At 50.7% G+C, this 26,975-nt stretch carries 23 protein-coding genes; 10 read left to right on the top strand and 13 right to left on the bottom strand.

What is annotated here, in order from left to right:
- Nucleotides 1-102: 102 nt before the first annotated feature.
- The 6 genes from ABIE60_RS06765 to ABIE60_RS06740 all read right to left on the bottom strand — a co-directional run bounded on the left by ABIE60_RS06765 (nucleotide 103) and on the right by ABIE60_RS06740 (nucleotide 9,333).
- Nucleotides 103-1,080 (bottom strand): LAGLIDADG family homing endonuclease, encoded by a 978-nt coding sequence (locus ABIE60_RS06765; RefSeq protein ID WP_354468682.1) that lies wholly within the window; start codon nucleotides 1,078-1,080, stop codon nucleotides 103-105.
- A gap of 241 nt (nucleotides 1,081-1,321) precedes the next feature.
- Nucleotides 1,322-3,193: an ATP-dependent DNA helicase gene (locus ABIE60_RS06760; protein ID WP_354468681.1), complete on the bottom strand. Its 1,872-nt coding sequence runs from the start codon at nucleotides 3,191-3,193 to the stop codon at nucleotides 1,322-1,324.
- A gap of 154 nt (nucleotides 3,194-3,347) precedes the next feature.
- Nucleotides 3,348-4,622 carry a translesion error-prone DNA polymerase V subunit UmuC gene (umuC, locus tag ABIE60_RS06755; RefSeq protein WP_354468680.1) on the bottom strand — a complete coding sequence of 425 codons (1,275 nt, stop codon included), beginning with the start codon at nucleotides 4,620-4,622 and terminating at the stop codon, nucleotides 3,348-3,350.
- Between the two features lies 1 nt (nucleotide 4,623).
- A complete protein-coding gene (locus ABIE60_RS06750) occupies nucleotides 4,624-5,073 on the bottom strand; it encodes a LexA family protein (protein ID WP_354468679.1) in 450 nt (149 codons plus the stop codon).
- A 220-nt stretch (nucleotides 5,074-5,293) separates the two neighbouring features.
- The gene (locus ABIE60_RS06745; RefSeq protein ID WP_354468678.1) at nucleotides 5,294-7,579 is read right to left on the bottom strand and encodes an ATP-dependent DNA helicase; all 2,286 of its coding nucleotides are present in this window, start codon (nucleotides 7,577-7,579) and stop codon (nucleotides 5,294-5,296) included.
- Nucleotides 7,576-9,333 (bottom strand): VRR-NUC domain-containing protein, encoded by a 1,758-nt coding sequence (locus ABIE60_RS06740; protein WP_354468677.1) that lies wholly within the window; start codon nucleotides 9,331-9,333, stop codon nucleotides 7,576-7,578. Before ABIE60_RS06740 ends, ABIE60_RS06745 begins: the two co-directional genes overlap by 4 nt.
- A 331-nt stretch (nucleotides 9,334-9,664) precedes the next feature.
- Between ABIE60_RS06740 and ABIE60_RS06735 the strand changes: the two genes are divergently transcribed.
- The 5 genes from ABIE60_RS06735 (at nucleotide 9,665) to ABIE60_RS06715 (ending at nucleotide 13,709) form a co-directional block, all read left to right on the top strand.
- Nucleotides 9,665-10,996, top strand: coding sequence for a DUF4236 domain-containing protein (locus ABIE60_RS06735; protein ID WP_354468676.1), 1,332 nt, complete (start codon nucleotides 9,665-9,667; stop codon nucleotides 10,994-10,996).
- A 70-nt stretch (nucleotides 10,997-11,066) separates the two neighbouring features.
- Nucleotides 11,067-11,360: a hypothetical protein gene (locus tag ABIE60_RS06730; protein WP_354468675.1), complete on the top strand. Its 294-nt coding sequence runs from the start codon at nucleotides 11,067-11,069 to the stop codon at nucleotides 11,358-11,360.
- Between the two features lie 13 nt (nucleotides 11,361-11,373).
- Complete coding sequence (locus tag ABIE60_RS06725; RefSeq protein WP_354468674.1) at nucleotides 11,374-11,745, top strand: hypothetical protein; 372 nt, start codon at nucleotides 11,374-11,376, stop codon at nucleotides 11,743-11,745.
- 83 nt (nucleotides 11,746-11,828) lie between these two features.
- A complete protein-coding gene (locus ABIE60_RS06720; RefSeq protein WP_354468673.1) occupies nucleotides 11,829-12,788 on the top strand; it encodes a hypothetical protein in 960 nt (319 codons plus the stop codon).
- 90 nt (nucleotides 12,789-12,878) lie between these two features.
- On the top strand, nucleotides 12,879-13,709 hold the full coding sequence (locus ABIE60_RS06715) for a hypothetical protein (protein WP_354468672.1): 831 nt from the start codon (nucleotides 12,879-12,881) through the stop codon (nucleotides 13,707-13,709).
- Nucleotides 13,710-14,094: 385 nt separating this feature from the next.
- Here ABIE60_RS06715 and fahA read toward each other — a convergent pair whose 3' ends face one another.
- Together fahA and hmgA are read right to left on the bottom strand one after the other, a co-directional pair.
- On the bottom strand, nucleotides 14,095-15,399 hold the full coding sequence (gene fahA / locus ABIE60_RS06710; protein ID WP_354468671.1) for a fumarylacetoacetase: 1,305 nt from the start codon (nucleotides 15,397-15,399) through the stop codon (nucleotides 14,095-14,097).
- A 3-nt stretch (nucleotides 15,400-15,402) separates the two neighbouring features.
- Nucleotides 15,403-16,701 (bottom strand): homogentisate 1,2-dioxygenase, encoded by a 1,299-nt coding sequence (gene hmgA / locus ABIE60_RS06705; RefSeq protein WP_354468670.1) that lies wholly within the window; start codon nucleotides 16,699-16,701, stop codon nucleotides 15,403-15,405.
- Nucleotides 16,702-16,860: 159 nt separating this feature from the next.
- On the opposite strand from hmgA, the gene ABIE60_RS06700 reads away from it, so the two are divergent.
- Complete coding sequence (locus tag ABIE60_RS06700; protein WP_354468669.1) at nucleotides 16,861-17,664, top strand: IclR family transcriptional regulator; 804 nt, start codon at nucleotides 16,861-16,863, stop codon at nucleotides 17,662-17,664.
- 29 nt (nucleotides 17,665-17,693) lie between these two features.
- On the opposite strand, the gene maiA is transcribed toward ABIE60_RS06700, so the two are convergent.
- Nucleotides 17,694-18,332 carry a maleylacetoacetate isomerase gene (gene maiA, locus ABIE60_RS06695; RefSeq protein ID WP_354468668.1) on the bottom strand — a complete coding sequence of 213 codons (639 nt, stop codon included), beginning with the start codon at nucleotides 18,330-18,332 and terminating at the stop codon, nucleotides 17,694-17,696.
- 252 nt (nucleotides 18,333-18,584) lie between these two features.
- Between maiA and ABIE60_RS06690 the strand changes: the two genes are divergently transcribed.
- A complete protein-coding gene (locus ABIE60_RS06690; RefSeq protein WP_354468667.1) occupies nucleotides 18,585-20,948 on the top strand; it encodes a cytochrome P450/oxidoreductase in 2,364 nt (787 codons plus the stop codon).
- A 144-nt stretch (nucleotides 20,949-21,092) separates the two neighbouring features.
- On the top strand, nucleotides 21,093-22,133 hold the full coding sequence (locus ABIE60_RS06685; RefSeq protein ID WP_354468666.1) for a TRAP transporter substrate-binding protein: 1,041 nt from the start codon (nucleotides 21,093-21,095) through the stop codon (nucleotides 22,131-22,133).
- 42 nt (nucleotides 22,134-22,175) lie between these two features.
- Here ABIE60_RS06685 and ABIE60_RS06680 read toward each other — a convergent pair whose 3' ends face one another.
- From ABIE60_RS06680 to ABIE60_RS06670, 3 genes are all read right to left on the bottom strand, one after another.
- Nucleotides 22,176-22,853 (bottom strand): IclR family transcriptional regulator, encoded by a 678-nt coding sequence (locus tag ABIE60_RS06680; RefSeq protein ID WP_354468665.1) that lies wholly within the window; start codon nucleotides 22,851-22,853, stop codon nucleotides 22,176-22,178.
- 257 nt (nucleotides 22,854-23,110) lie between these two features.
- Nucleotides 23,111-23,872 carry an FkbM family methyltransferase gene (locus tag ABIE60_RS06675; protein ID WP_354468664.1) on the bottom strand — a complete coding sequence of 254 codons (762 nt, stop codon included), beginning with the start codon at nucleotides 23,870-23,872 and terminating at the stop codon, nucleotides 23,111-23,113.
- 290 nt (nucleotides 23,873-24,162) lie between these two features.
- On the bottom strand, nucleotides 24,163-24,774 hold the full coding sequence (locus ABIE60_RS06670; protein ID WP_354468663.1) for a DUF1294 domain-containing protein: 612 nt from the start codon (nucleotides 24,772-24,774) through the stop codon (nucleotides 24,163-24,165).
- A gap of 239 nt (nucleotides 24,775-25,013) precedes the next feature.
- On the opposite strand from ABIE60_RS06670, the gene ABIE60_RS06665 reads away from it, so the two are divergent.
- Nucleotides 25,014-25,508: a hypothetical protein gene (locus tag ABIE60_RS06665; RefSeq protein WP_354468662.1), complete on the top strand. Its 495-nt coding sequence runs from the start codon at nucleotides 25,014-25,016 to the stop codon at nucleotides 25,506-25,508.
- Nucleotides 25,505-26,074 carry a hypothetical protein gene (locus ABIE60_RS06660; RefSeq protein ID WP_354468661.1) on the top strand — a complete coding sequence of 190 codons (570 nt, stop codon included), beginning with the start codon at nucleotides 25,505-25,507 and terminating at the stop codon, nucleotides 26,072-26,074. Before ABIE60_RS06665 ends, ABIE60_RS06660 begins: the two co-directional genes overlap by 4 nt.
- A gap of 130 nt (nucleotides 26,075-26,204) precedes the next feature.
- Here the strand turns inward: ABIE60_RS06660 and ABIE60_RS06655 are convergent, their stop codons facing one another.
- Nucleotides 26,205-26,456: a TIGR03643 family protein gene (locus tag ABIE60_RS06655; RefSeq protein WP_354468660.1), complete on the bottom strand. Its 252-nt coding sequence runs from the start codon at nucleotides 26,454-26,456 to the stop codon at nucleotides 26,205-26,207.
- Nucleotides 26,457-26,975 lie beyond the last annotated feature (519 nt).

Genomic DNA, 26,975 nt, shown 5'->3' with positions numbered 1-26,975 from the left:
AACAATAAAAAAGTTCGTATTCAAATTGGTCTGCCGATGGCTAGCAAAAGTTATTGAGCCTCGCCATCGGCCCTTTTCTTCCATGGGTATCTGTGATGACTATTAACTGAACCGGTCGAGGTGTTCTTCAGCGACACTCCATTTTCGCATCAACCTATGAACACCAACGGACATCAATAGCTCCGAAAGCTTGCGTGCATTCGCGCCGTAAAAGCCGATGTAATGTGCTTTACCGTGGCTATGAAGTGATCGGGACGGCTTGGCCTCAACTAAACGTTCGAATGTGTTTTCAAGCCAATCAGCAAGCCTAGGACTGGCAGTAACAACCTCAATTTTCAATGTTTTATTCTTGTCGCAAATATGACCATCTCCCTCAATGAGACCCACCAGATATGCAAGTAATTGTTCTTTGTTCAACTGCAACTCTGTAGGGCCCGTAAGTATGTAAGATTTACATGGCACTAAGTTCCAATTCGCTTCGAGATCATGTAACCACTGTGGTACTCCAGAAATTCGCAGCTCAGACTGGAGATGTGCTCCTACGGTAAAATCGCGAATGTTACCGGTATACCCTGTAATATCACGAATATACTCAAGCAGGTGGGCATCCGAATGTTTTAATGCTATTCCCACCTGGTTAATGATTTTTCCAGAACTTGCCGGTTTGACCCAACCATCTGCAGCCAGTAACCCCGCAACGTAGCTGTTTTGAAGATTGGGAGTTTCGAAAAAATCATACTTTTTCTGATACTTGGTATTCTTTTTTTTGTTCTGGAAGATAACGCCCAGTCTTCTGCCGCGTTGGCTCACTGATCCTTCAGTACGCCCAAGAGTTTTTGCAATATCGGCTCTGACCATGGACTGAGCATGCTGACGAATATAATCATCCTCCTCAATGGTATAGTGCTTTTCTGCATGCTTGCGATTGATCAGATTCAGACAGAAAGCTTTGCCACGTACAGAGCGTGAAGAGCGATCAAGCGACACTGCAATTTCTTCAGCAGGTATGCCATTTTCATATGCATCAATAATTTTTTTGATTTCTTCTTCTGTCCAACGTTTCTTAATGTGAATAGTCATTTTTTAACTCCATTGGTAAGTGGGGGATAACCCTTTATCACCCTGAGTTAATTATACAATATTGGCTTGATCTATGATAATTGCACCACTTCTTGTAGGCCTTGGAAGATATTATAAATCCAAGTAGGATTCTGTTATGAAAATCCAAGTTGGATTCTGTTTTTTGAGTCAAAGTTGGATTTTGCTCGGTCTGTTAAAAGCTTTTAATTATTTTATCTGCTGGCTATAAAAGATAATGATTCTATTTCAGTTCCCAGAAATTAGGAAGCAACCCCTGGATATCAGGTCTTAAGTACCTTGAGTCTATCAGTGTGATTGTTCCTGTATCAGTGGGGGAGCGGATAAGTCGTCCTGCTGCCTGACAAATCCTAGACATCGCTGGGTATAAATAGGTGTAATCTGATGCTCTTTCCGCACCAAATAGGCTTGCGTTTCTTAAGTAAAGCGCATTCGTGACTACTGATCTTGGCTGAAGTGATAAGGTGACAATGCTGACGCCAATTAAGTTATCACCTGGTAGGTCTACACCTTCTGAAAAGATACCACCCAGTACAGCAAACCCTATCAATCCTCGTTTATTTTTAAATTCATTAATAAAGTTAAGTCGTTTCTGCTCGCTCATTTTTGACGTTTGGATGATGGTTGGTATATCAGGGTATAGCTTCTTGAATTCGTCATGAATCTGATTCATGTATTTCAGGCTGCTAAGAAATATCATGTAGTTACCAGGTTTGCTTCGATATTGCTGCTCGATACATTTGGCGATTGGCTGAATAGTGGTTGTACGATATCTAAAGCCGGTATTGAGTGGCGAAATTTTAATGTCAACCTGACTTGATTTATAAGGTGCACTTATCTGTTTGAAATTAGTTTGTTTGGGTAGGCCCAGCACATCACGATAGTAGTCGGGTGGATTGAGTGTTGCTGAAAAAAGTATGCTTGTCTGCGCGTAGCTAAATCGTTGAGAAATTGCATCCGCGGGCACCAAGAGGTTCACCGATAGGGAAGACGTGATTGTTGGAGATTCATTTGAACCCGATTGCATAACTTCCAGTACATAGAGTGCTTTATCACCAAGCGACTCACTCAAATTCATGAAAGCTTCCGCCTTCAAGATGAAGTCGTTGACAGGAGGTTTCATGGACCGCAATGGTCCGAGCTCCCTGATTTGATGGCATAGTTTTTCCAAGCATCTACATAAAACAAGTGGGGCGGAGTGTAGCTGGTATTCTTTCCTCCGATCAGTATCATTCATTGCATTCTGCTCAGAATTATAATCGTGTAAGCTTTGCCACGCAGTTAATGTGTCGTTATGGGTTTTTCTTAGTGTAGGTGGAAGATGGTTGATCAGGTCAGTCAGATTGCCTTCTGATAGAGTTTCTGAGTACATCCCTCTCACGCGCTCAATGAGATTGTGACATTCATCAATCAGTAGCCCTATACGCCATTTGTGCTCCTTAACCAAAGTATATAGGCGAGCATGACGGCTGAAGAAAAGGTTTACATCCGCGACTATAATATCTGCCTTATCTATTAGTGATTGTGCCAGGTAGTATGGGCATACTCTGTTCTGATCAGCGACTTGCTTAATGCAGTTCTGATCCATCCAGTTTTCGTCTAGCGCTGATATAGCTGCCGGTTGTAAGTGCTCTTCAACTGCCAGATCACAGATGCTGTGATTACAGAATATTTCGGGCCGCTGGCACATGTTTTTTCGTGCTGACAGCTCCAAGACTCGAAGTGGTATTGGGTGGGGTTGTGCTGTTAGCAACTTTTTCAGGTCATTGATTATTGCAAGGCGCCCAGTCGTGCGCATGTTTAGCACAAATAGCTTATCCAGTTTCTTTTTTGGCATGGCCTTCAGTGCTGGAAACAGCACCCCGAGTGATTTGCCAATTCCGGTTGGGGCCTCTAGCAGCAGTGTGCTACCACTACACATGTGTTGGTACACTGTCTTGCTTAATTCGCGTTGATTAAGACGGAATTTTCCTGGGAATTTCATGTTTAGAAGAGCTTGGTCTCGCTGATCAAAATGAGATTGCTGACTGTGATCGCAAGGTGTGTACTCGTTATATTCGTTATCGTTGCTGTATTCGTTATAAAAATAATCCATGACGACCTCAAGCACTGTAATGCTGCGGTAAAGAAATCAGCTTTTATAAGCTGAAGACTTTTGCAGCTGTTTCTTAAAGTCCACATTATCATATTCGTTAAATACAGGAAGTTTGCTTCCGACTTTTGATTTACCAGCATCCTTGCTAATCGAGCTATTTAACCAGCGGTAGTTCTGCCCACCGAGTGGTATAGGCCGGTGATAGGTGTTCCCGCTTCATGGCCCAGGTCTTTTGGCTGCCCTGGCTGGCTAAAAAAACCTGTCCTTTGCCACTGTGATTAATACGGTCTAGTACGGCCATCAGTGCTTTGGCATTGGGTCGGATGGTGCTCGCATCAAACAGACTCGGTTGATATACACCCGGTTCATAGAAATCCGACAGCATTACACCCGCTTTCATATACCGGTATCCATCACGCCAGCAGGTCTTCAATAGCCGCATCGCAGTGGCAACCAGATCACGGGTATCGTCGGTTGGGGTTGGTAACTCGGCTGTTAATGATGGCATGTACTGGGGCTCATCGGGATTGAACCGGTTTGTGCGCAGGAACAGAGTGATCATTTTGGCACAGCGCTTCTCACCACGGAGCTTTTCCGCAGCACGTGAGGTGTACTGGCAGATCGCTGCGCGCATCGACTGGTAGTCCGTAATGCGTTGGCCGAAGCTGCGGCTGCAGACGATCTGCTTTTTGGTCGGCGCAACGTCTTCCAGCTCCAGGCATGATTCCCCGTTCAGTTCGCGGACGGTGCGCTCTACCACTACTGAATAATGGCGCCTGATCTGCTTGGGATCCGCATTGGCCAGATCCAACACCGATTTAAAGCCCTCCGCTTGCAGTCGTTTTGACAGCCGTCGGCCGATACCCCAGACCTCGTCGATGGGCATGATCGACATCAGCCTGCGCTGGCGCTCGGTTGCAGTCAGGTCCACCACGCCACCGGTAGCCGGATACTGTTTGGCGGCATGGTTGGCAAGTTTTGCGAGGGTTTTGGTGGGTGCGATGCCTACGCATACGGTGATGCCGGTCCATTGCTGTACGGTTGAGCGCACCTGTAACCCAAAGTCCTCCAATGCCATGGCATTGGCGACACCGGTTATATCCAGAAACGCCTCGTCGATCGAGTAGACCTCCACCCGAGGAGCCAACTCTTCCAGAATATTCATCACCCGAGATGACAGATCGGCATAGAGGGCATAGTTGCTGGAGAAGGCGACTATTCCATGGCGTCTGATCAGGTGTTGAATCTGGAACAGCGGAACGCCCATTTTGATTCCCAGTGCTTTGGCCTCTCGGGAGCGGGCCACGACACAGCCATCGTTGTTCGACAGCACGACAACAGGGGTGTCTTTCAGGTCTGGTCGGAACAGCTTCTCGCAGCTGGCGTAGAAATTGTTGCAGTCCACCAGTGCAAAAGTGTTGGCTGCCATCCTAGCTGGCCCTGCGAACGTGCCGAACCACGCTGGTAACAACACCAAAAATTTCCAACTCGGAATCGCTTGCCATCTCGATCGGTTGGAAATGAGGGTTGTGTGGTAACAGCCTTACGCCGTTTGACAGTGAGAGCTCTTTGACGGTCATTTCACCATCAAGGCAGGCAATGACGTAATCGCCATCAGATGCCCGTAGTGACCGGTCAACCACCAGAATGTCGTCAGGGTAGATACCGGCCCCGGTCATGGACTCGCCTTCGACACGCACGAAAAAAGTAGCTGAAGGGTGTTGGATACAGAGGGCATTGAGGTCGAGAGTGTCCTCAACGTAATCCTGCGCCGGTGAGGGAAATCCGGCGGACACCCGTTCGAGGTAGAGTGGAATTTTTAGCTGTGCTGCCGCCAGTGCCTCGGCTGCTTGTGATTGACCCAAAACTGAAACACTCATAATCGCCCCGATGATATACTGGTTATATATACAGTTCTGGCAATTCTACACACAGGGGCCAGGAGATAACAAGCAGGTCTGAACTGGGGCGTTCACTAGGGCGGAGTAGGTAAACTAGCACAGCGGCAATCGCAATCGATTCCGAGAATGCTCGGTCAACTGAACGCATAACCATTGGTAGCATCGGGCAAGGTGTCGAAGATTCGACACTGCTCCAGTATCACCGCCACCATCCCGGCAGCAACTCCTGCACCTCGGCGCTCCCATACCGATCATCCATCAGCTCTACCACACCCGAGTCCTCCGGTGTCCGAATCAGACGCCCAGCGGCCTGAATCACTTTACGGATACCCGGATACAGGTAGGTATAGGCGTACCCTTGTCCAAATCGGATTTGCAGGCGCCGGGCCAGTTGCTCGTGGTAATCATCAAAGGGCGGTAACCCGAGTGTGGCGATGAAGACCCCGACCAGCGCTTCGCCGGGCAGGTCGATTCCTTCTGAAAACACGCCACCCAGTACGGCAAAGCCGACCACACCACGCCGGGTGCGGAATTGCTCGATGAACTCAAGTCGAGCCTGTTCACCCATGCCTGTTGTTTGGGCAATAACGGGTATGTCGGGGCATTGCTGCTCTAAGGCGATTTTTAGCTGCTCCAGGTAAGCAAAGCTTGAGAGATAGACCAGATAGTTGCCGGGGACTGACTGATACAGCTGTTCGATCCGTTTCACCATCGGGCCAATGGAGCGCAGGCGGTCGTTAAACCGCGTGCTGATGTTGACGATGTGCAGATCCAGTTGATCCGCTGAAAAGGGGCTGGGTATCGATTGCCAGAGGGTGCTGTCCGGCAACCCCAGCAGGTCCTGATAATACTCGGCCGGACTCAGGGTGGCGGAGAACAGTATGCAGGCTTGCGCCTGTGCAAAGCGCTCGGCCAAAAAGTCCGCTGGAATCAGATTACGGATCGACAGACGGGCACTGGAGCGTAATCGCTTACCGGCCTGTCCGGTACGCTTCACCTCCAGCGTACACAAGGAGTGCCCACCAAAGCGCTCGGCCAGTTTCATGAAGCTGAGCGTATCGAACAATAGCGATTGCAGCTCCGGAATCACCGGATGCTCGGTCATGTACTCGGTCAGATCGCCTACCAGTCGTTGCAGGGCCGTGTTGAGTTCGGTGGGTACCTCCGTCAGGTGGTACCGCTGATCGCCGGTCTCAGGACTGGTAACCGGCTCGATCTGATTTTTAATCAGTCTTCCCCAGGCGCGTTGAACGGCACGGAAGGCGTTACTCAATGAGTCCGGTGTAGAGCGTGCGACCTGTCGAAACTGTGACTGGCTCAACTGTGCCGAATACATGCTACGGGCACGATCAATCAGGTTGTGCGCTTCATCGATCAGGGGCACAACGCGCCAGTCATTCTGGCGGGTCAGTCCTGACAGCAGCGCCTGTTGATCAAAATAATGGTTCACATCCCCAATGATCACATCCGACCAGCGTGCCATCTCTTGGGCCAGGTAGTAGGGGCAGATCTCATGCTCAGCGGCTAACGTTTGAATCCGGGTTCGATCCAGCCACCGGGCGGCGGCTGCAGCTTGCCTGGCGGCCGGCAGACGATCAAAGAAGCCGTCCGCAAGCGGGCAGGACTCTCCATGGCAGGCACGGTCAGGGTACTCGCACGCCTTGTCGCGTGCGGTCAGCTCCAAAACCCTCAATGGCAGTATTTCGGCATCGCCTTTGGGCATCAGCATATGAAGGCTGTCCAGAACAAGCTGACGACCAGTGGTGCGAGCGGTCAGCACAAACAGTCGATCGAGCTGGCGCCTGGGCATGGCCATCAGTGCCGGATAGGTAACGCCAAGTGTTTTGCCGATGCCGGTTGGCGCTTCCAGCAATAATGCTCGGTCCGTGCAGATGCGTTTATAGACAGTCTCACTGAGTAACCGTTGATGAGGTCGAAAATCAGTAAACGGAAACGCCAGCGTCATCAATGCACGATCACGCTGCTGGCGGTGCTCAGACTCCTGTCGGTGCCAGTCTCGGTAGCGGCTGCATACCTGAGTCAGGAAGGCTTCAAGATCCTCGCGTTGCCAGACTTCATCCAGCGGGGTTTCATGATCGCGGGCGATGTCGTAATAGACCAGTCGAAGTCGGACTTGAGTCAGGCTATCCCGCTGGCAGAGCAGGGCGCCATAGACTTTCAACTGAGCCCAGTGCAACTGGCGTTGTCCGGGTCCGATGCGGGCCAGGTCGCCACGGTGGGTTTTGATCTCCTCCAGCGTGGGCATGGGCGCATCGGGCCAATAGCCATCGGCGCGACCGCGCAGCTGGATACCCTGGCACTCACCTTCGAGCAGGTATTCGGATTGATAATGACTGGGGCGCCGTGCCTGCAGGATTTTATGGCCCTGAATACCTTCATCGGCACTGGGGGAGGGGGTATAGCGGTGCTCCAGGCTGCCTTCGCGGGCGGCGAACTCACATAGCGAGCGAACGGCGACCTTCACGAAACGCTCTCGTGTTCATGCCAGCTCACGTTGAGCACACTGACCGGCATCTCATGTTGCAGCATCGCCTGCAGCCATAGCCGTTGATGATCCTGCAGTCGATCACCCGGGCCCTTCACTTCGATCAGACGATACTGGCCTGTACTTCGCTTCAGCGCGATGAGATCCGGCAGCCCGCGTCGATGGTGGCGCAGATCCAGCAACAGATGGCGGAACACCGCGTCCAGATGCGCAGCCGGAATCACCGCCAAAGCGTTCTCAACCAAGTCAGGTGTCAGACTGGGCCAGTGGATCAATGAGCAGCTGATACCCCGCTTCTGATCCAGCCGTTGCAGAATCGTCTGCTGGTAGGTGCCCGACTGGAGCTTCTCAAAGCCCTCATCGAGCCATTCGGCGCGTGACTCATTGAACCCCGGTCGATAGAGGTCGGCAGGCCCAGACTGAAACGGATTGAAGAAGGCACCGCGCACCGGTGCAAACAAGGCTGGCCAGAACAGCAGGGCAAAGAGCCCGGTAAAAAGTCGATTCTCGACATGAAACAGCGCTGTATCCGAATCCGACAGGGATGCGATCACGGCTTGCTCGACCCGGCCCTGTGCGGGCTTGGGCAGAACTACCGACTCAGTGGGGATCGACAGAGCTTCGGGTACAGCAAACTCCAGTTTGGCCTTACGGGCACAGCGCTGCTGTATGCGCTGCAGTCCGACGCGGATCTCGGGCTGAGGAATGCGGGTGTACGCCTCACAGGCCCACTGAAACACCTGCTCCGGCGGCTCGAGCTTCTCCTGTATCCTCAGCGCACGCAGCTGCGCTCCGCGGTGTTGGCTTTGCCGATACAGGTTCAACGCCAGATCGGTTTGCTGCTGGCGCTCGGCCTCACGGCCCAACTGAAACAGCACCTTCTGGCGGCGGTAATCGATCCAGTCACAGTCGATCTCTGGTGGCAGGAAGTCACACAACACTTCAATCGGCTCGCCCTCAGCGGCCCGTTGCTGGAGTTGGTGCAACTGCAAATAAAGATCCACTTCCGCCCGGTTTTGGAAAGGGCGAGACTCATCTGTTAGCGGGACGGTTTCAAACTGCTGCAGCCCCAGTTCGGTCAGCACAAACTCGGACAAGCTCTGGTACAGATTGCCAAAGAACATCAGCCGCAGGCGGTCGAACAGTTGGCTGCATGACAGCTCAAGGACCTGAAAGGGGGCTTGAGGCCACCAGTTCTCAACCGTTTGGAGCTGGGTATCTGGAAATGCATTCAGCAGGGTGGTGACCAGATCCGTCTTACGGCTTGAGGCTGCAAAGGTTGCATCAGGCAGCAGCTGTTGGGCCAGTGCCCGGCACTCGTCACGTCGGCTCAGATGGCACAGCGCCTCCAGTGATAACCTTGGCTGAGCTTGAACCAACCCCGCATCGGCCAGCGCTGTGATCTCCTTATCGAGATCGGGGACCTCCTCGTACTGCAGTGCATCGGTACGAAACAGCGTCCCCTTGCGCATCACCATCCGAATCAGCAACGCCCGCGCAGGCAGATCCAGCGACAGCAGACGTTCCAGTGCTTGTACCTCGTTTTGCAGCAACAGGTCGTCATACTGACTCAGGCACAGCCGAACCACCTGCTCGGCATTGCGCAGGTAGTAGAGCGGGTCATCCAAAGGCGTAGAGGTGAGGGCATCGATCTTCATGGTGGTATTGTACGGCAGGTTGATCGAAAGCGGTTTTGCATTAGAGCGACACCATATGTCGTTTGGCTCTGTCATATTGCTCACAGGTGACGCCTATAAGGGCATGTAGCTACTCCACCAGAGGTTGATATGATCAAACAGGGGATCCGACTCATGTTGGCAACAATGGTGATGCTGGTCTTGTCCGGGTGCTACGCTTGGCAGGATGAAAGAAACTTCCGTGAGGCCTGCTACCTGAATGGCGGAACACCGGAGTTTGCAAGAACCAGTTGGGGGATTACCTACAGCATGCATTGCCGATATGACCGATAAGGCAGCTTCGGGCCCCATTTGAGCACGATACGCTGGCCTGGCTAACCCCTGATCTGACGACCATCACAACAAGGATGTTCTATACACAACTAATATGGCTTTCCGATTTCGTAATACCATTCGTCTGGCGCCGGGCATTCGGCTGAACCTTGGCAAGCGCGGCATCAGCCTCTCTGCCGGTGTGCGAGGCGCATCCCTTACGCTGGGTAAAAATGGCCTCTGGGGCAATGTTGGCGCTCCCGGTACAGGCATGTCCTATCGCACCCGGCTGTCCGGCTCGCCCAGCCACCAGCGGCGTGCACAGCGTGAACAGCAACGCCAAAACAACCGTGCCGCCTCTTCAGCGCCAGAGCTAACTGCATTCAAAGCAATGTTGAATGAAAAAGGACAGGTGATACTGGTGGATCAGGAAGGTCAGCCACTGAATGCATCCCAGCGCAGGATGGTGTGGTCAGATTATGCAGATCGCATGACCACCTGGCTCCAGTCCGAGATGGACACCATCAACGGCGATATGGAGCTGCTGCTGGAGATCCATCAGGATATCGTGCCCCCGGGAAGTGCCATCCCGGATTACGAGCCCGAAGCCTTTGAACAACCGGCTCCCATCAAGCCCGAGCGCGAGCGTCGTCCCCCGCGACCTGTGAAGCCGGAGCTGGACGTAAGCTTCTGGGATCGGCTGATCCCGGGTCGCCAGCAGCGACTGATTCAAGCGCAAGAACAGGACCTGCAACAGTGGGCGTTCGAGTTGGAGGCTTGGAAAGACCAGTGCCTGCAGATCGACAAGGCCTACGAGCAACGTCTGCAACAGTATGAGCGACAGGTTGCTGAATGGAATCGGGCCTGGGAAGCTCATCAGCAAGAGCAGACACAGCTGGCGCAAGTGTTCACTGAGCGGCTGACAACCGACGAGGGCCTGGTTGTCGAGATCCTTAATGCCGAATTCAGTGATCTGGACTGGCCGCGCGAAACCCTGGTGGATTTTGACATCGACCTGGCCAAGCAGCGTGTGTATCTGGATGTGGACCTGCCCGAGATCGAAGATATACCAGCCCGCAGCGCCGAGTTCGGTGCCCGTAACCGCCGCCTGCTGATCAAGGACAAGCCTGATCGTCAACGCCGGGAGGAATACGCCCACCATATTCACGGTATCGTCCTGAGGCTGGCGGGTGTGGTGTTGGGCCTGTTGCCAGGAGTCGAACAGGTAGTGGTCTCGGGCTACTCTCAGCGGTTGGATCCTGCCACCGGGCATATCAACGACGACTATTTGCTATCGGTGGCGATAGATACACCTCGCTTTTCTGAACTGAATTTTGAGCAACTGGAACAGGTAGATCCGATTGCTGCACTGGAGCGTTTTGATCTGCGGCGCGAGATGACCAAGACCGGTATTTTTCGGCCGGTGGTGCCGATAGATCCAGTGTGATCAAGCACGATTTGACCTGCCGGGTAGTCTGGTAGAACCTCTACAGGAGCGATACAGAGAGGAAGCATCCATGAAAATCATGACGCAGAAGCTTGTCGATGTCGTTGGGGATGTACGCTGTGACGTCTGTGGTGACAGCACCTCGGGCGAAGGTAAGCATGCCCCTCAATTTGGTGTGCTCAACGCTGATTGGGGGTATGGATCCCGCCATGATGGAGAACGATACGAGTTACACCTGTGCGAAGGCTGTTTCTTCTCTGTGCTGGCGACACTGAAGCAAGAGCGCCAAGCCTGCCGTATGTTTGACGAAAACGCGGATGATCAGGCTGCAGAGTTTGGACTGGTGGTTAAATGCGAAGTCTGATGAGGAGGGGGCTTTGAACCCGCTCAAGGGGCTTCTCACCAGTGTACAGGCAAAGGCGTTCGACAGATTACAACTTCTGGTTTGCGCACAGAGCAGACCTTCGCAGGAATCAGCTGATCGATCCCTGCGCCACTTGGCCTGTGGACAAGTTGATCTGAGTTTCTGTGATTTCATACAGTGTATTGAAGGCCACGTGCCGATGTTGCCTGCTTTGTCACTTAGCGGTGCTCATTTGAAACTGGTAACAGGCGGGAAAATCGTTCAGTATCAGGAAACTATGGACTGGCCGTTGCAGGATAACGCGCACGGCAAAGCTGCAAAACGCGCATGCTCGTTTTCACCGGAAGAGAATGGCAGTGATATCTTGATTTGTCTTTCTCTTTAAGTGCTTAGATCACTTATTCCAGTCTTCGGCTGGGAGCAAAAACACGCATGCGCAGTATTAAAAATGTTAGCTCAGGAGAGACAATGAGCATTATTCAAAATGCGATCGATTCAATCCAGATTGGGGTTGAAGATTTTGAAAGTGATGATGATAGGCGCAGTGTTTCTGCTGTAAGAAACATAGCGGCTGGTGTTTTATTGCTTTACAAAGAAAAACTCTGCCAATTGTCTCCAGATGAAAACAAAGAATTGCTAATTAAGCAAAACATTAGGCCTGTAAAAAACAAAGAGGGCGAAATAGCTTTTGAAGGCAAAGGCCACAAGACGGTTGATGTTCAGTCCATAAAGGAAAGGTTCGGCAGCTTGAACGTTACAGTAGACTGGAATAGATTCGACGAAATTAATAAATTAAGAAACGATTTGGAGCACTACTATACATCTGAATCTCCTGATGCTGTGCGTGAAATCGTAGCCAAGTCGTTTCTATTAATTAGGGATTTTCTATCAGAGCACTTAAGTCAAGACCCTCAAGAAGCCTTAGGTCAAGATTGCTGGGCAACCTTGCTTGAAGTAAGTGACGTCTATTCAGCAGAAGAGAAAGCTTGTAAAGCGACAATTGATACAATCGACTGGAAATATCATTCAGTTGAAGTAGCGCTAAAGAATCTTCGATGCAACCAATGTCATTCTTCATTGATACAAGCGCCGTATTCTGATGATACCTATCCGACTATAAATCTACATTGCAAGTCATGTGGAAATGACTTCTGTTTTGATGATGTTCTTGAGCAATGCATAGATGATTCGTTGGCTGGAGAGGCAATTAGAAATACAATGGATGGCGGTGACTCTCCTTATGATACCTGCCATGAGTGCGGGAAAAGCACTTTCATTTATGAAGAGGGTTGTTGTGTGGCATGCGACTATGAAATGGAATACACCAACTGTGAAATGTGCGAAGAACCATTAGGTCTAGAAGATCAATACAATGAAGGAAAATGCAGTTACTGTCAGTATAAATGGGAAAAAATCATGGCAGAATGAGCTACAGAGAGCTGTTGTCGGACTGGTTTTCCGCTGCGCTCCAAACTAGCCGCAAAGCACGGCGTCATGTCCCCGTAGGGAGTCACACAGATGGGCAGTACTCAAGACTACTGGTTTGATCGAATTGAAGCACAAACGAATTATCGATTGGCTACTCTTCTCGGAATTACCGAAGATGAGTTAGAGCAGCTCGCTTACGACATTGAAGGTGATTACAGCAAAGATGGATTGCTTTATGGCTATGTTGTTCGGTTCGACGACGATAACGATCCGTCTATCATGGCAAAAATAGATGGCCTTACTTCAGGCTCGTATGTGAGCTTATCGCAGTGGGATTTGGAAGATCCTGAAGAAGATGAGCTTCAGTGGGAAATGGTTAATTCAGAGCAACTGGAAATGTTTAATAAACAGTTGGCTGAAATCCCTTCAATGCTTCAAATAGAAACAACTCAAAGCGCTCAATTTAGTTTATTGGTAATGCTGCATGCTCATGTTGTTTCTACGCTGGAGCACTTCCTGTCTACTACATTTATTCATTGCGTCACGAACTCCGACAAATTAACGAGAAAACTGATCGAAACTGATCCTGAATTTGGGAATCGAAAGTTTACAGTAAACGAGATTTACGCTCAGCATAGTAACATTAAATCAACTGTTGCCACATATTTAAAAGGTATTATCTTCCATGATATGCGCAAGGTAAAACCAATGTATGCTGAAGTTCTTGGGTGTGATTTTGGAGATATATCATGGCTATTTAGAGCCGTTAGAGTGAGACACGACTGTGTGCATCGCGCTGGGTATGATAAGGAAGGAAAGTCTATTACCGTGTCGGTAGAAAGTATCAAAGATTTAGTAAAAAATTGCCGTGATTTGACTAAAAAAATAGATGCTCATGTACAGGAAATGGAAGGTGAATGAGATAACAAACGCATGTTGTCGGACTGTGTTTTCCGCTACGCTCCAAACCAGCCGCAAATGCGAGCGTTAATTGTTGTCGGTGTACGTTCATTAGAACTCCCTAAAAGTCTGAAAAGGGCCAATTCTTGTAATTCCGGTTACGGGGGCGGCCCAGCGTAAATTGCATTCTCGTAAAGCAAGCAGCCCGAAATCTTGTTTCAGGATTACCTTTTGGCTGAGGGCGTGTGTCGCACTTCGGAGTTGAATTCGCGGGGCTATGAGAACAATGTCGTTTATATTACTCTTTGATGACCGAGCAAAGCCCAAGGAGGCCCTGACCCCTTGGGTTTCGAAGTCGTGAGGGCCTGTAACACTCTCCATTGATTTCGATGAAGGAAGGCTTTGCTCATATCGCCTTGTGCACGATTCCCTTGCAACTGCCAAATCCGATCGAGGGGTAGCCAACTTTGTAACAGCGGGCGGTGAGGATGACCTCGTCACCATCTTCAAGAAATGTTCGGGTTTCCCCTGAAGGTAGTTTAATGGAAGCTTTGCCACCTTGAGTCAGTTCCAGCATGCTGCCGTACTGGTTTTGTTCCGGGCCTGAAATCGTACCGGACCCCAACAGATCCCCCGGCCTGAGATTGCAGCCGCCCACTGTGTGATGGGCTATCATCTGCGCAATGCTCCAGTACATATGCAAGCTGTTGCTTGAGGCTATGCTGACAGGAGGAATATTGTTTTTGCGCATTTGCTCAGAACAAAGCAGAACCTCCATCCGGATATCAAAAGCACCGTGCTGCTGATCCTGTGAGTCCAACAGATAAGGCAGAGGTGCAGGATCACCCTCTGGGCGGGTAGGTTGAGGGCAACTGAAGGGTTCCAATGCCTCTATGGTAATAACCCAAGGCGAAACTGTGCTGGCGAAACTTTTGGACAGGAAGGGACCCAAAGGCTGGTACTCCCAAGCCTGTATATCCCTTGCCGACCAATCATTCAGAAGACAAAGTCCTGCAACATGCTTGCGTGCAGCATTGATCGAAATGGGATGGCCCAGCTCATTACCTTCACCAATCCAGATACCCAGCTCCAGTTCGAAATCCATGCGTTTGCTGGGGCCGAACATGGGGGACTCGGAGCCAGGTGGACATGTCTGTCCATTGGGTCGTCGGACTGCTGTTCCTGATACACATACCGACGATGCGCGCCCATGATAGCCAATGGGTACGTGCTTATAGTTAGGTAGAAGTGGATTGTCTGGCCTGAATAGTTTACCTACGTTGTTCGCATGATGGATACCAACGTAAAAGTCCGTGTAATCGCCAATAGATGCAGGAAGGTGCATAGTGCAGACATCATGGGGATGAAGCAGGACATCGACTGATTGCTCCAGGCGTTCCTTCTGAGTGCTTCTGGCATCAAGAAGGTCGGTCAATGCCGCGCGAAAAGCCTGACGGGTTTGTGGGGCCAGTGAAAAAAAGTGGTTCAGGCTAGTCTCACAGACAGCTTCAGCGGCCACAGCAGCTTCACCTTCGAAAAGGCCAAGAGTCTGCGCGGATCGAATATCAAATACTTGATCACCGATTGCTACTCCACCCCTTGGGGTATCGCCTTCAATGCTGAAAATACCCAAGGGCAGGTTTTGCAGAGGGAAATCGGGGTGTCCATTGGCTGATGTCACCCAGCTTGTCGGCAGTGTTTCGTTGTTCATGGGTCAGACTCCAGTCGGATTGAACGTTTTGGCCATATCTGACCAGCATTCATCATATCCCTGCTGTAATAGTGGGGATTCAAGTGCAAATTCAGTGGGGCGCAAAACCTGGCAGCTTTCAAACATGAAAGCCATAGTGTTTTCATAACGCTGGGGTTTGAGTTCTGCGTTGATAGCCTGCACTGTGCTGGCGTTATCAGGGCCATGCGCGCTCATACAGTTGTGCAATGATGCACCCCCAGGAACAAATCCTCCCGCTTTTGCATCGTACTCGCCCACGATCAGCCCCATGAATTCATTCATCAGGTTGCGATGAAACCATGGCGGACGGAAAGTGTTTTCTGCCACCATCCAACGGGGTGGGAAGATGACAAAATCGATATTGGCCTGACCAGGTACAGAGCTTGGAGATGTGAGTACGGTGAAGATGGATGGGTCGGGGTGATCAAAGCTGACCGTATTCATAGTATTGAAATCACGAAGGTCATAACGATAAGGAACATGATTTCCATGCCACGCGACGACGTCAAAAGGTGAGTGGTCCAGAATAGTAGTCCAGAGTTCACCACAGAACTTCTGTACCAGCTCATACGCCCCTTCCTCATCTTGATACGCCGCAACCGGGGCTTTGAAATCACGAGGATTGGCCAGACCGTTACTGCCAATGGGGCCCAGGTCGGGAATTCGTAGTGCAGAGCCGTGGTTTTCGCACATGTAGCCGCGGGCCGAGGTTTCAAGCAGGTCGACACGGAACTTTATTCCGCGTGGAATCACGGCAATCTCAAGAGGGCCGATCTCTAGAATTCCCAGTTCTGTCGTGATCCTGAGCTTACCAGATTCAGGCACGATCAGGCATTCACCATCAGCATTGAAAAAGGCACGCTGCATCGAGCGGTTTGCTGCATATACATAGATGCTGATACCGGATGCTTGATCCGGCTGAGCAGTAGCGGCCAGACAGCATAAGCCTTGCAGGAAATCCTTATCTTCAGTGGGAGTTTCGGGCGGGTTCCAGCGTAAACGGTTCGGATTAATCTTTCCTGGAGCATTCCCAGGGATTTGGTGATCTAGGCGTGAAAACTGGCCATGAGTGGCGGAAGGCTTGATGCGATACATCCAGGTACGACGCATCTCTGCTCTGGGCATGGTAAAAGCCGTGCCGGATAACTGTTCGGCATAGAGACCATAAGGAGCTTTCTGGGGTGAATTCTGCCCCTGCGGCAGCGCACCAGGTAAGGCTTCGCTACTGAAGTGATTGCCAAAGCCACTTAAATAGTTGAGTTCAGAAGATCTGGATTCCATCATAGCCTCGCTAATTTTTTATTATTGCGTAAACATCTTACAAATAGCGTAAATTGGTGCCTTGGCCGGGTCAAGTACCAACTAATGCTTTAAAATCACTGATTCGTAAGTCTGCTAATTGCAGTTGAGCGATCTAGCAGCAGTTGAGGGAGAGAAGTGTTGACAACGAATGTTGATGAAACAGCAGAGCACGCCCCGCGCAGACAGAAAGTACAGTCTGCACAAATCGGCACTGATATTCTGAAAGGACTAGCCGTGCTCAGCCCTTCCACATCGCTCTCTAAACTTGCAGGCCACGTGGGTATGCCCGCTAGCAAAGTGCACCGTTATCTGCAGGCACTGATCGCAAGTGGATTTGCGGAGCAGGATCCGAGTACAGGTCATTACTGTCTGGGGCGAGAAGCACTGTTTGTCGGCATGGCCGCGGTCAGAAGTCTGGATGTGGCCCGTCAAGCCTTGCCAAAGCTGATCGAGCTGCGTGATATGTTTAATGAGACTTGCTTTCTGGCCGTGTGGGGGAATCAAGGACCATCGGTGGTGCATGTCGAAAAGCCTGCTCGAGCGGTGACTGTGGTGACCCAGGTTGGTTCAGTGTTACCGTTACTGAGTTCATCCACTGGCCTGGTGTTTAGCGCATTTCTCCCCTCAACTGAGACACAGACCTTGATGGAGCAGGAACTCTCTGTGACCAGTAATCTTTCTGCAGAAGAGTTGGAGCAACAGTTAGCCTTGATTCGCATGCGTGGAATTCATGCCATCAAGGGATTGCTCATGATGGGTGTGAACGCACTTTCCGTACCGATATTTGCGCTCGATAATCAACTGGTCGGTGTAATCACAATGGTTGGAGCCGAACCCAGTTTCACGGCAGATCTCTCTGGTCCACAGGCCGAGAAACTGTTTTCAGTGGCTCAAGCTATCTCTGAAAAAATGAATGGATACATGCCTAGAAGCGTTCAGTAACCGTTTGTAGGTCTGTCAGACACGGACTTTCAGTTATCTGATGGCTTGTCGGGCTGAGAATCCGGGTGAGCAGCAACAAACGCTGGGTGCGTGTGTGCCAGTTTTTCAACTCGCAGAATCCTCGGTAAAACACTTAAGTCAACGTTGAACCGCCGCGCAGCATAGATTTGCGGCAGTAGATACACATCGGCAAGCCCAGGCTCCCCGAAGCAAAATCCTTGATCACCAATCATCTGTTCAACAGCTTCTAACCCCTCACCAATCCACTTTGTGAGCCAATGTGAAATTTGCTGTTCCGAAATGTCTAGCGCTCGCAGCTGGTTCAGCACAGCCATGTTGTGCAATGGCTGAATATCACAGCCAATGATGGAAGCAACGGCTCTACGTTTGGCTCTTTCAGAGGGTTCTTCTGGTAACAGCGCTGGGTGCGGATATTGCTCTTCCAGATATTCAATGATGGCTGGTGACTGAATCAGCAGTTCGCCTCTTTCAGTTTTTAGTGCCGGTACTCTGCCTTGTGGGTTAAGCGAGAGATATTCCGGTTTTTGGTGCTCACCACCGTTGCCAATCAGATTGATGGGCAAATGTGTGTATTCAACCTGCTTGAGGGCAAGAGCGATTCTGACACGGTAGGAGGAAGTTGATCTGTAGTAGGTATAGAGATCCATAGAGACTGGGCCTATTGCTTAATGTCATATGTTGTAATTGACTTACGTATAGTGAAATATCTTACTTGCTTGATTGATGTCAACACAACGGCCGGACTCAGCATCCTATTCCACAAGGACTTGTCTTGCTGCGTCTTTGACTGAGTGATCTCTTTGGGGGCGTTGACTCATTGGAACGGCCTAGCTTAGTATCGATTCTGTTCGATAAAAAGAAATAAGTGTCCGATATAAGTAAAATAATAGGGTGCATCCATGCCAAAGAACACCGATTACACCAACGACATAGCAACGCCAGTTGGTGTTTGTCCGTTCGCACATGGCGCCATGTCGTCCATTCCAAAAGACCCTCATGGTTGTCCAGTATCCTCTGAAGCAGACGCCTTTGATCCCTTCAGCCCCACCTATCAAGCGGATCCCGCAGATGTTCTGCGCTGGTCACGCGAGAGAGAACCGGTGTTTTACAGCCCGAAGCTTGGGTACTGGGTTGTCACCCGCTACGAAGATGTGAAGGCGGTTTTTCGAGACAACACCCTGTTTTCTCCTGCCAATGCGCTGGAAAAAATCACGCCATTCTCGAGCGAAGCTGAAGCCGTTCTTAAACGTTACAACTACGGTATGGCCCGCACCCTTGTGAACGAAGACGAGCCGGCGCATCTTGAGCGTCGGCGCGCACTGATGTTTTCTTTCAGTCCAGAGGAATTGATGCACCACGAGCCGATGGTGCGCCGTCTGACTCGCGAATATGTCGATCGATTCGTCAACAAGGGCAAGGCGGATTTGGTTAACGAAATGCTGTGGGAGATTCCACTGACGGTCGCGCTGCACTTCCTGGGTGTTCCCGAGGAGGATATGGGCAAGTTACGTGAATATTCCATCGCCCATACGGTTAACACCTGGGGGCGCCCGACGCCGGAGCAGCAGCTCAAGGTTGCTGATTCAGTAGGCAAATTCTGGAATTATGCCGGCAAAGTGCTGGAGAGAATGCGCGAAGATCCTTCCGGTCATGGCTGGATGAAATATGCAATCAGACGGCAGAAAGAGCTGCCTGACGTCATCACAGACTCCTACCTGCACTCCATGATGATGGCGGGTATTGTCGCTGCCCATGAGACCACCGCGCATGCGACGGCCAATGCCCTGCGTCTGCTGCTTGAAGACATCAATACCTGGAACCGTATCTGTCAGGACCCATCTCTGATTCCCCAAGCGGTTGAAGAGTGCCTTAGGCATTCGGGTTCCATCGTTGCTTGGCGGCGTGTGGCACTTGAAGAGACGGAAATAGGTGGTGTCAAGATTCCAAAAGGTGGCAAGCTGCTGATTGTCAATTCATCGGCAAATCATGATCAGAGCTACTTTGAGGATGCCGATAGCATCGATATTTTCCGTGACAATGCATCGGAGCACCTCAGTTTCGGCTACGGCAGCCACCAATGTTTGGGTAAAAATCTCGCCCGAATGGAAATGTGTATCTTCCTGGAAGAGCTGACCAGGCGCTTGCCTCACATGCGATTGTCTCCAAACCAGGAGTTCAAGTACCTGCCCAATATCGCGTTCCGCGGTCCTGAAAACCTGTTTGTTGAGTGGGATGTAAATCTCAACCCCGAGCGCACAAAACCGGAGATTCTTGATACCCGACAAGCTGTCAAAATAGGTGCACCTGCCAAAGATGCCATCTTCCGTGAGGTGGTGATCGATCAGATTCGCCATGAGGCAAAGGGTGTTGTTGGTCTCACTCTCAAAAACAAGGATGGTGGAGATTTCCCCAGATGGTCACCCGGGGCTCATATCGACCTGCTGCTTGGTGATTTTAGCCGCAAGTATTCATTGTGTGGAGATAACCGTCGCCGAGACACTCTGGAGATCGCCGTTCTCAAAGAGGAGGAGGGGCGTGGTGGGTCTAAATACATTCATGACAACTTGAAACCGGGTGACCAGTTGAGAATCAAAGGTCCCAAAAATAATTTCAGACTGGATGAAAGTGCAAATCGGTATATTCTGATTGCCGGTGGTATCGGTATTACACCGATTTTAACCATGGCGGATCGACTGGCGGAAGTCGGCAAGGATTACTGTCTGCATTATGCCGGAAGTGATCGATCATCAATGGCTCTCTTGGGCAGGGTCCAACAGGATCATGCCGGCCACTTTGAATGCTATCCCAAGTCGGAAGGTAAGAGAGCCAACCTTCAGGCAATAGTGTCAGAGGCCGATGCCGATACACGCATTTATGTATGCGGGCCTGACCGGATGATAGAAATGCTGGAAGAACTGTGTGAATCGTTGCCGGAAAATGTACTGCACTTTGAGCATTTTGCCGCCAAACATGAAGCATATGACACCAGCAAGGATACAGCCTTTGACCTTGTGCTCGCCAATTCAGGCATGGTGGTGAGTGTTCAGCCCGGTCAGACAGCGTTGAATGCACTCAGGGCTGCAGGTGTTGAAGTCGAAAGTGATTGTGAGGAAGGGCTTTGCGGCAACTGCGAGGTTGAGGTGCTGGAAGGAGAAATAGATCATCGGGATAACGTACTTGCCCGTTCCGAAAAAGCAGAAAACAAACGCATGGTGACATGTTGTTCAAGGGCTAAGACGCAGGCAATCAAAATAGCGTTGTAAGAATACCTTATAAGATTAAGGAGGGGGCCTAAACGGAAATTGTGTGTCAAAAAATCTCGAAATTTTTGCTACTGATGATATTCGGTAGCCTTTCGTCATGAAGACTATGCTGTAGATATTTTGTATACAACAGGAGCAATAATAATGATAAAAACAAAACTGGCTAAAAGTATCGCTGCGTTGGGTGTGGGTCTTGCCATGTCCGCTGCCGTTTCTGCACAGACGGTCATGAATGTCTCAACCTGGTTGCCACCAACCCACGCGCAAAATGCGGTTGTCTGGCCTACTTGGGCCAAATGGGTTGAAGAGGCCACTGATGGGCGAGTAAAAGTTAATATCGAACGCAGCTCGAATAACCCCGGACAGCTGTTCCAACTGGTCGAAGATGGGGTGGCGGATGCTGCCTTCACTTTCCATGGATTTGTCCCAGGGCGTTTCCCGCTGCAGCAAATCGTCGAATTGCCGGGCCTCGGGGTTAATGCTGAAGCAGCCTCGGTTGCTCATTGGCGCGTCTATGAAAAATATCTGAAACAGGCTGGGGAGCACGAGGGCCTGGAGCTCATTGCCCTTTTTTCCCATGGCCCTGGCGTAATTCAGACCAACTTCCCTGTTAAATCTTTGTCCGACCTCGAGGGCAAAAAGATACGTATAGGTGGTGGTGTTCAGTCCCAGATTGGAGAGCGCTTGGGTATTACACCTGTCGCGGCACCTGGCAACAAAGTATATGAGCTGTTGCAGCAGGGCGTTACAGATGGCGTATTTATGCCGCTGAGTGAACAAAAGGCGCAACGATTGTCCGAAGTGGCACCAAATGTGACAGTTCTCCCAGGCGGTCTTTATATGGGAAGCTTCGTAATGTTCATGAACCCCGATTTTCTCAATGAGCTAAGTGCTGAAGATCGTGAAGCCATCATGAGTGTGTCCGGCGAGAAGCTTTCAGCCATGGCTGGCAGAGCCTGGGATGCGGCCGATACCGATGCCCTTGAATACGCCAAGTCACAGGGTGGCAACATTGTCATGCTGACCGAGGCCGACGCGATTACCGAGGACTTTGCGGAGAAGGTGAAGGGTCTGGATGAGGAATGGATCCAGTCGGTCGCTGATACAGGTGTGGATGCCCGTGCCGCTTTGAATGAGCTGCGTGCGATCGCAAAAGAATACTTTGCCGAACAACAAAACCAGTAAGGACGCGAAAGGCAGGGGAATTGGCGCCCCTGCCAAACCGAATTAAATTCCCAGCTGTTCGGAAATCTGTGTCGCTGTGTACATGACGGCTTCAATGGCTGTTTGTGTATCCAAATCATCCATGGCAACTACCCCAATACAGCTTTCGAAGACAGCCTGACCGCTGAAAGTCTTAATCGGACTGGCCACGCCAATAGCGCCGGCCTGCAGATGGCCTTTAGTCAGTGAATAGCCATCGGTGCGCGCTTGAGTGACAGCCGCTGGTTCGTCTTCATGCCTTGGCCGGTTTGAGAGGATGGCAATTCCAGCAGCGCCTTTCTTCAGGGGATGCTTACTGCCAACCCTGTATCCCACCCGTAAAATCCCTGTGGTGCATTCTTCCACCATGATGACGTGACATTCATCACCCTGGGCGACGGACACAAATGCCGTTGCACCGGTCTTATGTGCCAACTTTTCCAGAAGGGGTTTGGCAACAGACCTCAGTTGCGGCTGAAAGCGATGTGAATACATTATTGCCGTTGCACCGAGGCGGATCAGGCCAGACTCGGCTCTGACTACAAGTCCGTGGTTTTCGAGTGTAGCAACTAGCCGATAAGCAATGGCTCTTTTGATATCCAGTTTTTCGGCTATTTTGGCTACAGTCACACCATTCTCAGACTTGGATATCAGATCCAGAGTGTTGATGCCTCTGTCCAGAGTCTGAAGCGTATTCTTCATAAGTCGGTGTCTGCTGAATGATGTCAGCAATAATAATATCAGTTTCGATGAGTGAACCATACTAGGCTAGGTTCTCGACCCTGCTAACTTTCGCTCTGGGCCAGTAGCGCACCTGCCAAGGCTATCAGGGCCGAAAATATCAGGCCTCTGCGGCTCAAAGTGCTGTTGTGCATAGTGTGACGACCACCGGCTTCCGTTGAAAAGCGACATAATGCCCGTCCCAGATTGAAAAGGGTGTGAAAGCGGCATCATGCTGTTCAGCGGGTTGCAAGCACATCGCAACGTGACTTTGATGACGTGTAAACGAAATCAGTGAAGCCGTATTCACGCAGAATGGCTGCGAGAGCCTGTTCCTGACTCCAGCGGCGGTTTACTTCGTAAAACACAGCCTTGGCATTGCTCAGCACACCGGATCTTGCCAACGCATCAAACACCACACCTTCATGTCCCTCCACATCCACTTTGATGATTAGGTCAGATGCAGCAGGTATGGATGCTTGCAGCATATCGGGCCCGATGGTGGCAATGGTTTCGGTGACACGAAACCATCGTGGCAGTTTGCGCAGTGACGCTGCTCCACTGTGTCCAGGCTTTTTTATGATAAGGCTGCTGCCCGTTTCGAGAGAAACCGCAGCCTTTATCGGCTGAACAATGTCTTCAACCTGATTGATTGCGATGTTTGTTTTCAACAGTGAAAAGGTGCTGGCGACCGGTTCGAAGGCAACGACCTGTTGGCAGTGCGCATTCTGACCGGCAAGGATAGAGTAAAGCCCCTGATTTGCCCCAATATCAACAAAGGTAAAAGGCCGGTACTGGTGATAGAGATAGTCGACCAGCAAGGTATCGTAGGCACCTCTTTTGCAGAAATGAAAGGTCGCATCCAGCCAGTTCTTGCGCAGCAGGACACCATATTCGGAACGGACAAAACCGGTTGGCGTCTGCACCGGTGAGTTACGTACCACGGTTTTTTGTAAAGAATGGCTTGGGGCAGCATCGTATAAGCTCATTGCTTCAGACATAAAATCTCCTCATGCTTAGCCCGGCTAAACTATCCTGAGAAGATGACAAACTTAATCGGCCACCGATGAACTGCGATTCTTGATGGTGCCTGGCTCCTCCCATTTTCAGCAGCTACCTTCCCAGCATCGGAGATCACCGGCCTGGTCGGCATATTGTATCGCGCTGACATTGTTGTTCGGTTTTTGGGAATGTTATCGGCCTTGCTCTAAAGCACCGAAAGCTTCGGTGCGCTTACTCACGGTTTCTCCAATGGGCTATCGTGCTAAGGTCAGTTTCGGGCCAATATTGATCAATTAAACAGCGGCTGCCACAGCTGACGCCCTGACTCACTGACCAGAAACCCCATCAGCCCCAGATTAAGAGTCACCGTCCACCAGAAGGTAGTTCGGAAAGCCGTTTTCACCGATTTGTGACGGAGTAAATTCTGCGCACATAACGCTCCCGGCCAGCCACCCAGCAGCGCCAGCATATGCAGAGTCGATTCAGGGGTACGGCGCCGATCAGCCTTGGCGGCCGCCTTATCCATGGCGTATACAATAAACGTCCAAATACTCAGCGCTCCCATCAGTAGTGGCAGTTGCCAAGGCAGTAGGCCGATCATTGCAGCCACTCCCAGGGCAGCAAAAAACGCAAGCACAGATATGACCACATGACTACTGGAGTGTTGACTGTTTCGCTGCCGCCGTACACTGGTGCCGGCTAAAACAACAGAGTCGGCACGGGGACGGTTGTCCTTATCGGTACCAGGCTCATAGGTAACCAGCTGGTTAACCTGAGGCAGCAGACTGCGGTCGCGCATGGCGCTGACATGGAAAAACAGATCATCACCGCCGTCCTGTGGCTGAATAAAACCAAAGCCCTTGTCGGCATTCCATTTTTTGATGCGGCCTTTCATCGCCATGGGTTCGTTCCCTGATATTGTTGGCAAAAATAACGTGCCAGTCAGAACTCGATCTGCTGACCGCAGGCATCAGCACATCTTTCTTGCAGAAGGCGGCTGTTAAGGCACCATACTATCAAAAAAAGGCTAATCTGGTTGCATCCAGAGGTGGCTGAACGCGACCAACCCATACCAGGCTGATGTGAAACTCCTATGGGGTGTAGATCCAGTCAGGTAGACCAACGAGAAAAGGAGATTCCATGACGGCTCAAATCAGTGAAAGCCTGCGGCTGGACGGTGAGCAAGTGCCAATGATGGCCACGCCCCTGAGTCAGTATTTCGAACTGGGCGGTGAAAGGCCCGAATTCCATGCGACATGCTCGGCACTGTGGCGGGGCTATCGGGGGAGTTGGGAGATCATCGATGACCGGCTGTATCTTGTAGGTTTGCAGGGAACAGGACCTGGCGGCCGGACCATCACTCAGAAAGACCTTTTTCCCGATTACGCTGAGCGTGCCTTTGCGCATTGGTACAGTGGTACGATCAGAATTCCAAGAGGGAAACTGCTGGAGTACGTCCATGCAGGCTTCGGTAGTCAGTATGAGCAAGATCTGATGTTAACGCTTGATCGGGGTGTCGTTGTCAGTAGGCAGTTTATCCATAATGGCACTGCGCCCGAGGGGGCAAGTGAAGGCTACTCACCGTCGGCCATGACTGTGTTTCAACAAGGTGATACCGGAGGTAAACAGGAATGAATTACCTCTACGGCTATCTGGTTGTCGGTGTGGTCTATGGGCTATCTGTCTGGATTCTGCACAAACTGAGGCCACGAAAGAACGACCTGAATGACACCATCACCGCCGCAATGGACAAAGCGAGAGAAGGGCAGCCGTTCTCTTTTCTCGAAGACATTCTGGCACCATTCTTGGCCATACTCTTTGTTATCACGGCATGGCCGTTACTGATCATCATAAACATCCGTGACAAAAGACGATTTGAACGTCGGCTTGATGATGACGGTGAAGAGCAATTCACCGTGACAGCCGAAGACGTGCTCGAACAGCTAACGATCCAGGAAATAGAGCAAAGGGAAATGGTGGCAGACCCTCTGCATGCAGCACCCGAGCTGCCTTTTGGCCATCTACACCCCGTCTGGGTCAAGTTCAAACAGTCCCTTGATGAGCAGGATACTGTCCATTCGTTCACGAAAGAATGGCGGCCACCTTTATCGTTTTGCCTCCAGGAAGTGAGCGGCTATGTGTGCGTCCGGGGCGGGCAGCCTGAGCATTTCATGCTGACCAAGGTGGTTGATTTAGGCTGAACCAATCAAGCGGCGGATTAGAAGCCTATGAAGTACATGCTGCCTTGAAGGGGAGGGTTGGGCAGCTTCATGGTTGCATGCTCGATACAAGCTAGCCAGGTGGGCTACTGAACAGCAACCACCAGATCGTTCATCGATGTTTATATTGCCCGGGGGCGAATCCGCGACGGACCTCAGCTGATCGAAGCTGAAGATGTTTGGTCCTTCGCCCAGCTACCCGTTTACGCCACAGCTTAAAACTGCTCGGCTTGAGGCTGCGCTGCATGATGCGGATTACATCAGACTCCGTCAGTCTGTAGCAGTGCTCAATGGCTTCGAATGGGGTTCGATCCTCCCATGCCATCTCGATGATACGGGAGTGATCTTCGGGTGACAGCAACATGCGGGCGTATCCCTCTGGTTGATTTGGCTCTGTGATACGGCTGGTGTGAAGAGTCAGATCGCATGTTGCTTTAGCCCGCTGTGGTTGCGACGAATTATAACAGCCTGATGGTGTAGGCAATGCTGATTCGGAGTTGAATTCGCGTATTGTTTTTTAAATATACTCCGTTAATTCGGTGAGTGGATGCATAAAGATATGCAACTCAATCGCGGTATTTTATTTTGGTTTTCTTTCTAACCTATAAAATTAGGTCAATAGAGTTAGACTAATGCTTATATAACTGAAGCCTCTTCAAGGGTGGTTTTAATTGAGAAAGATTGGTTTATTTAGATGTTTGACATTTTTTGACTAGCTTGGATCAGCTTAAATTGCATCTCCAGTGTGTCTGAATATTATTAAATTTCGCAAAAACTCACCTGTATAGAGCTGTATGCCGCAAATCTATAAACATCGATAAACGTTTGTTTGACATGTGGGGGTGCCTCTCATTGTCCCGAGCACACACCATGAAACAGTTGT

The sequence above is a fragment of the Marinobacterium sp. MBR-109 genome, from assembly GCF_040547565.1.
Lineage (GTDB): Bacteria > Pseudomonadota > Gammaproteobacteria > Pseudomonadales > Balneatricaceae > Marinobacterium.
Note: the sequence above shows the minus strand (reverse complement) of the source record. Positions and strands in the feature narration are given on the sequence as shown.